The 6,692-nt window shown below is 62.2% G+C and carries 7 protein-coding genes; 3 read left to right on the plus strand and 4 right to left on the minus strand.

All coding sequences use genetic code 11. From position 1 onward, the window contains the following. Positions 1 to 65 precede the first annotated feature (65 nt). The 3 genes from M5G11_RS26245 to M5G11_RS26255 form a co-directional block, all read right to left on the minus strand. Positions 66 to 773 (minus strand): YebC/PmpR family DNA-binding transcriptional regulator, encoded by a 708-nt coding sequence (locus M5G11_RS26245; RefSeq protein ID WP_273914050.1) that lies wholly within the window; start codon positions 771 to 773, stop codon positions 66 to 68. A gap of 94 nt (positions 774 to 867) precedes the next feature. Next, positions 868 to 2,259 carry an FAD-dependent oxidoreductase gene (locus M5G11_RS26250; RefSeq protein WP_273914049.1) on the minus strand — a complete coding sequence of 464 codons (1,392 nt, stop codon included), beginning with the start codon at positions 2,257 to 2,259 and terminating at the stop codon, positions 868 to 870. Positions 2,260 to 2,282: 23 nt separating this feature from the next. Then, positions 2,283 to 3,599, minus strand: a complete 1,317-nt coding sequence (locus M5G11_RS26255; protein ID WP_273914048.1) for an MFS transporter — start codon at positions 3,597 to 3,599, stop codon at positions 2,283 to 2,285. 183 nt (positions 3,600 to 3,782) lie between these two features. On the opposite strand from M5G11_RS26255, the gene M5G11_RS26260 reads away from it, so the two are divergent. Further along, the gene (locus M5G11_RS26260) at positions 3,783 to 4,688 is read left to right on the plus strand and encodes a LysR substrate-binding domain-containing protein (protein ID WP_273914047.1); all 906 of its coding nucleotides are present in this window, start codon (positions 3,783 to 3,785) and stop codon (positions 4,686 to 4,688) included. 88 nt (positions 4,689 to 4,776) lie between these two features. Continuing rightward, on the plus strand, positions 4,777 to 5,352 hold the full coding sequence (locus M5G11_RS26265) for a hypothetical protein (RefSeq protein ID WP_273914046.1): 576 nt from the start codon (positions 4,777 to 4,779) through the stop codon (positions 5,350 to 5,352). Positions 5,353 to 5,559: 207 nt separating this feature from the next. On the opposite strand, the gene M5G11_RS26270 is transcribed toward M5G11_RS26265, so the two are convergent. Continuing rightward, complete coding sequence (locus tag M5G11_RS26270) at positions 5,560 to 5,958, minus strand: GFA family protein (protein WP_273914045.1); 399 nt, start codon at positions 5,956 to 5,958, stop codon at positions 5,560 to 5,562. A 430-nt stretch (positions 5,959 to 6,388) separates the two neighbouring features. Between M5G11_RS26270 and M5G11_RS26275 the strand changes: the two genes are divergently transcribed. Next, positions 6,389 to 6,598 (plus strand): hypothetical protein, encoded by a 210-nt coding sequence (locus M5G11_RS26275; protein ID WP_273925411.1) that lies wholly within the window; start codon positions 6,389 to 6,391, stop codon positions 6,596 to 6,598. The last annotated feature ends 94 nt before the right edge of the window (positions 6,599 to 6,692 follow it).

Genomic DNA, 6,692 nt, shown 5'->3' on the forward strand with positions numbered 1-6,692 from the left:
ACTGTGGGAGCCGGCAAGGCCGGCTCCCACAAGGGCAGAGTAATCGTAGGTAGAGCTGAGGCGGATCAGCCCGCCAAGCCTACATACACTTCCTGCACATCGTCGTTGTCGTCGATGGCTTCGAGGAAGGCTTCGACTTCAGCCATTTGCTCGTCAGTCAGGCCGCCGACCGGGTTCTTCGGCACGTAGCCGATTTTGGCCGAATGAACCGCGAAACCAAACCCAGGCAAGGCCTTCTGCACGGCATCCAGGTCAGTGATGTCGGTGATGAACAGGGAAGAACCCTCTTCTTCGCCTTCCGCAAAGTCCTGTGCACCCGCTTCAATCGCCGCCATTTCCGGGTCAGCATCGCTGCTTTCCGGGGTGGCTTCGATCAGGCCGACATGGCTGAAGTCCCACGCCACCGAACCCGAAGCACCCAGCTGGCCCTTGCGGAACAGCACGCGGATCTGCGCCACGGTGCGGTTGACGTTGTCGGTCAGGCACTCGACGATCAACGGCACCTGGTGCGGGGCAAAGCCTTCATAGGTCACCAGGGTGTACTGCACCGCGTCACCGTCCAGGCCGGCACCCTTGCGGATGGCTCGTTCCAGGGTCTCGCGGGTCATCGAGGCCTTTTTTGCCTGCACGATCGCCAGGCGCAGGCGCGGGTTCATGTCCGGGTCAGCGCCGGATTTGGCGGCGATCTGAATTTCCTTGGACAGCTTGCCCATCACCTTGCCCTTGGCGTTGGCGGCTGTTTCTCTATGCTTGGCTTTCCACTGTGCGCCCATCTCGACTCTCTTGTATCAAGTGCCGGTTCAGGTAGCGACCGGCCAAAGTGGGTGCAGTTTATACGCCCAACGCCGGGCAATCGACAAGAAATCTTCAGCCTTTGTCCGCCTTGCCCGCCGCCGCCGCGAAGCGCGCCAGGCCGACGTCCAGGCGCCGTGGCCGGTGCCCGTGGTCTTCGGCGTGTTCCTTGCGACGTATGGCATTGCGCACCATCAGCGAGCCCAGGTAGCGAATCGGCTCCGGCGGAAAATACCCCAGTGGGCCATTGACCAGCGGCGAGCGGGTCCAGGCGTTGTCCTGCCCCAGCACCAGCGAGGCGAGAATCTGCCCACCCATATGGCACGGCCCTACCCCGCTGCCCGAATAGCCGAAGCCATAGAACACGTTCGCCTGCCCATTGAGCCGGCCGAAGAACGGCAGGCCGGTCACCGAGCGGTCTGACGGCCCGTTCCAGGTTGCCGCGACATCCACCTCGGCCAGCGCCGGGAAAAACTCCGTGAGGCTGCGCCGCAGCAACGGCGCATACGGCGATGGCTGGTCGAACACCGGGAGCATCCTGCCGCCATAGGCGAAGGTATTGCCGCCCTTGCCGAGCATCAGCCGGCCATCGGGAGTGTTGTGGTAGTAGTGCACGAAGATTCGCGAGTCGAGCACGCTGACGCCGTTGTCCAGGCCGATCTGCTGCATCAGCTCCGGGCATGGCTCGGTGATGATCATGTCGCTGGAGACAATCGCCACGCTGCGTTCGAACTGCGGGAACGCCCGCGCCATCCAGGCATTCAGCGCCAGCACCACGCGGTCGGCACGGATCCGGCCCTTGGCGGTGTGCACCTCGGCCGGCGCGCCTTCCTGCAGGCCGGTCATCGCGGTGCCTTCATGAATGCGTACACCCAGCCCCAGCGCCACCCGCCGCAGGCCCCGCACCAGTTTGCCCGGCTGCACCGTGGCGGCCGCTGGCGAGAACCAGCCCTCCAGGTGCCGCGCGGACCCGGCCATGCGCTGCACCTGTTCCAGCGGCAAGCGCTGGAACGAGTTGATGCCCTGCTGCTGCAACGCGCCGATCACCTTGTCGGTACTGCCGACCTGGGCCGGGTTGGTGGCGGTGTAGAGCGTGCCGTCCAGGCGGTAGTCGGCGTCGATGCCATGCGCGCGGCAGAAGTCGCCGATGGCATGGATGCTCTGCTCCGACGCCTGCACCAGGCGCACCGCCTCCTGCACCCCGAACAGCCGTTCCAGGGTGAAGTACTTGGCCGACCAGGACAGCGCACAGCCACCGTTGCGCCCGCTGGCCCCGGCGCCGCAGATGTCCGCCTCGATCAGCAGCACGTCGAGTTGCGGGTTCTGCTGCTTGAGCATTACCGCCGTCCACAACCCGGTGTAGCCGCCGCCAACGATGCACACATCGCAGCGGCTGTCGCCGGCCAATGGCGGGCACGCGGGTACGGCTTCGCTGTCCAGCGCCTGTTGCAGCCAGAAGGGCCTCATGGTGTTTCTCCTTGCGGGGGGTGTCAGGTGCGCAGTGGCTTGATGGCCATGGCCGTGTTCGGCGCAACGGCGGGAGTATGTTCGGCAGTGGCCGGGCGGCTGTTCCAGTGCGGCACCAGGACCAGGGCGGAGAACAACGCGCAGCCGGCGAACACGATAAATACCGTCACCGTGTCGAAGTAGCCCGGCAGCAGCCCGCCGAGGATCGCCCCGACCGAACCGCAGCCGTTGACGAACCCGGCTGCCGTGGCGCCGGCCTTGGCCGTGCCGAAGTCGATGGCGGCGGCGCCGCTGATCATCGAGTCCGGCCCGTACAGGGTCAGGCCCATGGCGAACAGCAAGGCCACCACGATGGCCACGCTGCCGCTGTGCATCGCGCCCATGAACAGCGCCAGCAGCACGGTCAGCACCAGCAGGCTGATCACGCAGGCCGGCATGCGCCGGGCGCCGAACAGCTTGTCGGAGGCCAGGCCGATCATGATCGGCCCCAGCAACCCGGCCAGCTCAAAAGCCGTGGGGATGATCGCCGCGCCGACCTTGCCCACCGACGGCATCTGCTCGAAGACGATTACCGGGCCCCACAGCAAAATGGCGTAGCGCGCAGGCTTGAGCAGAAAGTACGCCAGGCCCAGGGTGAGCACCGTGCGGTTGCGCAGGATCTCCCGCAGCGGCGCCCAGACGCTGCAAATGGTCGAGCCGGGCACCATGCTTTCCGGCTCGGGTTCAACTGCCGGCAGGCCGACGTCTTCAGGTTTGTTGCGTTGCAGGAAGAAGAACAGCACCGCCACCAGCGCCACGACGGCGGCAGTCGAGAAAAACGCCGCATGCCAGGTGCCAACCAGGGTATACGCCCACCAGCCGGCAAACGGCGACGCCACCAGCCCGCCGAAGGCATAGCAGGAACTCCATAGCCCCAGCACGCGGCCGCGCTGCGAGGCCGGGAAGAAGCTGCCGATGTTCTTGCACAGCCCGGCCCAGCCGGTGGACTGCGCCAGGCCCTGGATCAGCATGCAGGTGGCGAAGATCGGGAAGGTGGCGTAGCTGCCCATCACCACGGCCGCGATGGCCGAGATGATCAGCCCGCCGAGCACCACCACGCGTGGGCCGAAGCGGTCGGCGAGCATGCCCCAGGTGAACTGGCCCACGGCGTAGGCCGCCAGGTAGATGGCATCCAGGTTGGCCATGGCCATTTTGTCGAGGGTGAAGCTTGGGTCTTCGCCGATGCCGAGCTTGGCCACCGAAAAGGCTTTGCGGGTGAAGTAGAACGCGGCGTAGGCCAACCAGGTGATGGCGAAGATCTGCATGCGCCAACGCTTGATGTTTGCAAAGGTAGTGTTCATTGGGGGTCTGGACCTCGAAGCTGAGTGTGCCGGCAGAATTGGGAAGAAAACGCCTGTCTTGTTGTTGTGTTGCGCACTACGGGGTGAACCTCGGGCTGACCGCGATCAAAACAATTACTGACTGATAAATAAAATCGATTTATCGTATTTCAAATATAAGCCCAGCTTGTAACAGGTGACCCGATGTCGGTTTCTCATGCGCAGTTGAAGGCCTTCCATGCGGTTGCCGTGCACGGCAGCTTTACCCGTGCGGCGCAGCGTTTGTTTCTCACCCAGCCGGCGATTTCCGACCAGGTGCGCAAATTGGAGGAGCGTTTTGGCGTGTTGCTGTTCAACCGCAACAAACGTTCCGTGCAACTAACGGACCTGGGCGAGCGCTTGCTCGGTATTACCCAGCGCCTGTTTGCCTGCGAGGCCGAGGCCAACGAGTTGCTGCAGGATTCCCGCGCCCTGCAAACCGGCACCCTGGTGCTCGCCGTAGACGCCCCGGTGCACGTGCTGCCGCAGGTGGCGCGGTTTTGCCAGCTGTACCCGGGCATCAGCGTGCGGATCGAAACGGGCAATACCGATGAGTCTTTGCTGCGATTGTTCAGCTATCAGGCGGACCTGGCCCTGCTCGGGCGTGACGTCGACGATGAGCGTTTGCTGTGCGTGCCGTTACGGAACGACCCGATGGTGGCGTTCGTTTCCCACCAGCACCCGTGGGCCAGCCGCAGTTCGATCAGCCTGATCGACCTGGACGACACCCCGTTGGTGCTGCGTGAACAGGGTTCGGTGACGCGGCAAACACTGGAAGAGGAGATGCAGCGCGCGGGCTTGCGCATACGCCCGGCGATTCAAGTGGAAGGCCGCGAGGCTGCGCGCGAGGCCGTGGTGGTGGGCATTGGCGTGGGGGTGGTGTCGGCGGCGGAATTTGGTGCCGATGCCCGGGTGGTGGCCTTGCCGATTGTCGATTGCCAGCGGCGCCTGACCGAGACCTTGGTGTGTTTGCGCGAGCAGAGTTCGCGGCGGTTGGTGGCGACCTTCCTTCAGGTGGTCGAGGAGAGCCTGTTGTTGGCGGCGCAGGCCACGCCGGTGCCTGCGGCATAACGCGCAGGCAGTTGGGCGGGCACTTCTGCGATGAGTGGCTATGCTTTGGCGCTAGCAACCTCATCCGCCATCACATGGAAAGTAGCCTATGAAAATCCGCTCCCTTGCCCACGCCATTGCCCTTGCCTCGGTGATGTCTACTGCCAGTTTTGTAGCCTTTGCGGCTGATCTGCCGATTGGCAGCGAGTCGCTGGAAAGCCACATCACCACCAAAGTGCTGGCCGTGGATGCAGCCAACTTCCAGGTCACCGTGGAAGGCCCGAACAACACCCAGGTGCCGATCCAGCTCACTGACAAGGCCAAGGCGCTGCCTAACCTGAAGGTGGGTGACAAGGTTGATATCTATGTCACCCGTTCGATTGCCTATGTGCTCGACACCGAGGTGGGTGGTGCGCCGAAGGCTAGCGAAGAAGCCGGCACCGTTCGCGCCACCAAGGACAACCCGAACCCGGGTGGTGAAGCGTTCCGCCAGGTGAAGGTCACCTCGAAGATCACCGCCATCGACCTGAAAAAACACCAAGTCACCCTGCTGCCACCCGAAGGCAAAGTGAAAGTCGTCACGGTTGAAAACCCTGAGCTTCAGGCCCGCATGAAGAACCTCAAGGTCGGCCAGACCGTGGTTGCCACTTACACCGAAGTGTTGCAGGTCAAGACTTCGCGTTAACTCTCACAGCCATGCTGACTTGGGCCGGGTATATCCCGGCCTGATGTTGTTGGCGACGTGGGGGCAGCGGCACAGCGAGGGATAAGCATGCGTTACCCATTGGTTTTGGCGCTGACGCTGGGCAGCACGACCGAGGCGCAGTTTCTCAAGCAGTATGTGGTGGATCAGCTTGGCAAGGGTGACGTTCAGCGTTGAGTGTCGCCGGGGTTAATCGCCCTCCTCTCCTTTACATGGCTCGCTGGGGTCTCGGTCGCGTTCGTAGCGGTGCTTGACGGGGAATGCCGGTAGCCAGGCTTCGCGGCGCAAGGTCCAGAGTTCGTAGGTGGGGGTGAATTGGTTTGGGGCATCGAGTGCACCCAGGTTGACTTCGATTTCGTCGCCGGTTTGTGAGAACACGGAAGAGCCGCAACGCGGGCAGAAATGCCGGCCGGCGTAGTGGTGGGTTTCGCCCTCAATGGTAACGGCACGCTGCGGGAAGATTGCCGATGCGTGGAAGAGCGCGCCGTGGTGTTTGCGGCAGTCCAGGCAGTGGCAGATGCCGACTCGATTGGGGTCGCCTGTGGCGGTTAGGTGGAGGTTGCCGCAGAGGCAGGTGGCGGTGAGCATGAAGGGCCTCCGCTGGTCTGGGTGGATATGGTGTTGGTTAGTTTAGACACGATGGGGGGATGTTTTTGTGGGGGCTGCGGCGGAGACTTTTGTGGGAGCCGGCGTTGCCGGCGATTGGGTGCGGAGCAGCCATGGTTTTTGCTCTCAGGGTTGGTGTTGTTGGAGGTGATGCTGACAATTTATGGCTTTCGGGGGCTTAGTCCAAACCTCAGAGGAAAATCGTTACGGGTAGTAATCGGCCAAAAGCGGACGTCTATTGCGGGTTCTTTGGCCTAAGACTACTAGGGTGGCAGGCTAGGGGGCAGTGGATTCGGGGCGTTCAGCACGTAGGTAAGATAAATCAACTACCTGGAGCAGTTGGAGTCCCTTTCCGAACCGTGTAGGCTCTGGACACCACTCCCTATTCGTTAATTAGAGCATCGAACGCCTCATGGATGACAGCTACGAGATTGGCCATAGATTCATTGTAGTGGTTCCAGATAAAACCGCTGAAGCAATGCGCGAAGCTCAAATGGCAAAAGAACTACCTGAAGAAAATTTCATTACGAAGCTTGCAAACTCTGTGTTTTCTTTTTATGGAGAGCACTTTGCTATAACTCTCGGAAAGCGGGGGTGTCAGAAATTTTGTGTTCGGGCATAACATGAGCAAGAGGTGCATGTATGCCAACCAAAAAGAAACCCGCGCGCCAAGCGCCACGAGAATTACCGAAAATCCCGAAAGAGCTGCTTGAGCA

It is taken from the genome of Pseudomonas fontis, from assembly GCF_028656955.1.
Classification (GTDB): Bacteria; Pseudomonadota; Gammaproteobacteria; order Pseudomonadales; family Pseudomonadaceae; genus Aquipseudomonas; species Aquipseudomonas fontis.